The 2,385-nt window shown below is 57.0% G+C and carries 4 protein-coding genes; all 4 read left to right on the top strand.

Going from position 1 to position 2,385, the window contains the following annotated elements; genetic code table 11:
• The first annotated feature begins 41 nt into the window (after window positions 1–41).
• Window positions 42–410, top strand: coding sequence for a YbaB/EbfC family nucleoid-associated protein (locus QZL67_RS04620; protein ID WP_022289590.1), 369 nt, complete (start codon window positions 42–44; stop codon window positions 408–410).
• 422 nt (window positions 411–832) lie between these two features.
• Window positions 833–1,147 carry a 30S ribosomal protein S10 gene (gene rpsJ / locus QZL67_RS04625; RefSeq protein WP_022289591.1) on the top strand — a complete coding sequence of 105 codons (315 nt, stop codon included), beginning with the start codon at window positions 833–835 and terminating at the stop codon, window positions 1,145–1,147.
• 141 nt (window positions 1,148–1,288) lie between these two features.
• Complete coding sequence (rplC, locus tag QZL67_RS04630) at window positions 1,289–2,008, top strand: 50S ribosomal protein L3 (RefSeq protein WP_022289592.1); 720 nt, start codon at window positions 1,289–1,291, stop codon at window positions 2,006–2,008.
• 18 nt (window positions 2,009–2,026) lie between these two features.
• On the top strand, window positions 2,027–2,385 hold a 359-nt coding region (gene rplD, locus QZL67_RS04635), incomplete at its 3' end, for a 50S ribosomal protein L4 (RefSeq protein ID WP_292919872.1).

Here is a 2,385-nt window from a genome sequence, read left to right on the forward strand (position 1 = left end):
TTATATTATATTATATTATATTATATAAGGAGAGAATCACTATGGGATACAGCGCACGCCGCGGATTTACCAGCGGCAGTATGAGACCCACCGGCGCCCAGCGTCAGGCGGAGATGCAGCAGAAAATCCAGGAGATGCAGGCCAAGATGACTGCCGCTCAGGATGAAGTGGAGGCACGGGAGTTCACCGCCAGCGTCGGCGGCGGCGTGGTAGAGGCCAAGGTCAACGGCAAGAAGGAAGTCCTGGCGCTGACCATCAAGCCGGAGGCCGTGGACCCGGAGGATGTGGAGATGCTTCAGGACCTGGTGGTATCCGCTGTCAATGAGGCGCTGCGTCAGGCCAATGATGCCATGGAGCAGAGCATGAACGACATTACCGGGGGATTGAACCTGGGCGCGTTCGGCCTGTAAAGCATTTTCAAGAGCCGTTCCGCCGCTGTGCGGGGCGGCTTTTGTCGTAAAAAATGGGCCCCCAAAAAAATCTTCAAAATTTCATGAAAAACAGAGAAAATCCTCTTGACAGCAGAGGCTTTTTCTTTTATTATAAGTAAGTCCGCGGCAGAGGAAAGACCCTGCCTGCGGAACTGCGATGAACCGGGAGATTGCTCCGAATGGAGGTAACTTCCGGGGAGTATGTCCGATAATCGGGCGGCTGAGAAGGAATCTGTACGTTGCGTAGATCGCTGCGCCATGTTTGGATACCGGCCGTTGTGAGACGCCGGTATTTTTCATGAGCTGGAATGATACGCACGGTTAAGCGTATAGAAAAATTCTCTCGCCGTAGGTCGTCGAGACTGCGTGAAACTACCTACGAAATCAGGAGGAAACAAACCATGGCAGCACAAAAAGAAATGATCCGCATCCGTTTGAAGGCCTATGACCACCAGGTCATCGACCAGAGCGCAGAGAAGATCGTCGAGACCGCCAAGCGCACCGGCGCTGAGGTTTCCGGCCCCATCCCTCTGCCCACCAAGAAGGAAATCGTCACCATCCTGCGGGCCGTCCACAAATACAAAGACAGCCGTGAGCAGTTTGAGCGCCGCACCCACAAGCGCCTGATCGACATCACCAAGTCCTCCCCCAAGACGGTCGAGGCTCTGATGGCTCTGGAGCTGCCTGCCGGCGTTGAGATCGAGATCAAGCTGTAAAAGACGGTTTTCCACATCAATTGTTTGCTGTCCATGTCCGCCGACTTGCGAGGCGGACGGGTCATGTCGGCAGAGCAATGCGCCTGGGGACCCAACCCCGCCGTATCTAAGCCGACCAATAACCTTTAAGGAGGAACATACATGAAAGCAATCATCGGCAAAAAAGTGGGCATGTCTCAGATTTTTGACGAGAACGGCCATGTGATCCCCGTCACGGTTATCGAGGCGGGCCCCTGCGTGGTCACTCAGAAGAAGACTTCCGAAAAGGAAGGCTATGAGGCTGTCCAGCTGGGCTATGAGGACATTGCCGAGCGTAAGCTGTCCAAGCCCGAGATGGGCCACCTGAACAAGGCTGGCGTGTCTCCCAAGAAGTACCTGCGCGAATTCGACCTGGAGAATGCTGCTGAGCTGAACATCGGCGACATTGTCAAGGCTGATACCTTTAAGGTCGGCGATTTCGTGGACGTGACCGGCATCAGCAAGGGCCACGGCTACGCCGGCGTCATCAAGCGCCACGGCGCTCACCGCCTGAAGGAAACCCACGGTACCGGCCCTGTGCACCGGCACGCGGGCTCCATGGGCTCTTCCACCGATCCCTCCAAGATCTTCAAGGGCAAGATCGGTGCCGGCCACATGGGCGTTGATCAGGTCACCATCCAGAACCTGAGCGTTGTCAAGGTCGACCCCGAGCTGAATATGCTGGTGGTCTGCGGCGCCATCCCCGGCCCCAAGGGCGGTCTCGTGACCATCAAGTCCACCGTCAAGGTCCACAAGGTCAAGCAGGCCGGCGCTGACATCAGCAAGAACCCGCAGAAGGCTTCCGGCCGCAACCCGCAGAAGGCCTCCGCAAGAAATAAGTAAGAAAGGGGTGCTTAAATAATGTCTTCCATTAAAGTTTTGAACATGGCCGGCGCTGAGGTCGGCTCCATGGAACTGAACGACGCCATCTTCGGCATCGAGCCCAACAAGACCGTCGTCCACGAGGTCGTCAAGAACCACCTCGCCAACTGCAGACAGGGCACCCAGAGCGCTCTCACCCGCGCTGAGGTTTCCGGCGGTGGCCGTAAGCCCTGGCGTCAGAAGGGCACCGGCCACGCCCGTCAGGGCAGCACCCGTGCTCCCCAGTGGACTCACGGCGGCATCGTGTTTGCCCCCAAGCCCCGGGATTACAGCTATGTGCTGAACAAGAAGGTCAAGCGCCTGGCGCTGAATTCCGTTCTCTCCGCCAAGGTGGCTGA

The organism is Oscillibacter sp. CAG:155, assembly GCA_000436875.1.
GTDB lineage: Bacteria > Bacillota > Clostridia > Oscillospirales > Oscillospiraceae > Oscillibacter.

Bases quoted from the DNA above. Each gene is read 5' to 3' on its own strand.
- QZL67_RS04620 (WP_022289590.1), top strand. From the start codon at position 42: ATGGGATACAGCGCACGCCGCGGATTTACCAGCGGCAGTATGAGACCC.
- rpsJ (WP_022289591.1), top strand. From the start codon at position 833: ATGGCAGCACAAAAAGAAATGATCCGCATCCGTTTGAAGGCCTATGAC.
- rplC (WP_022289592.1), top strand. From the start codon at position 1,289: ATGAAAGCAATCATCGGCAAAAAAGTGGGCATGTCTCAGATTTTTGAC.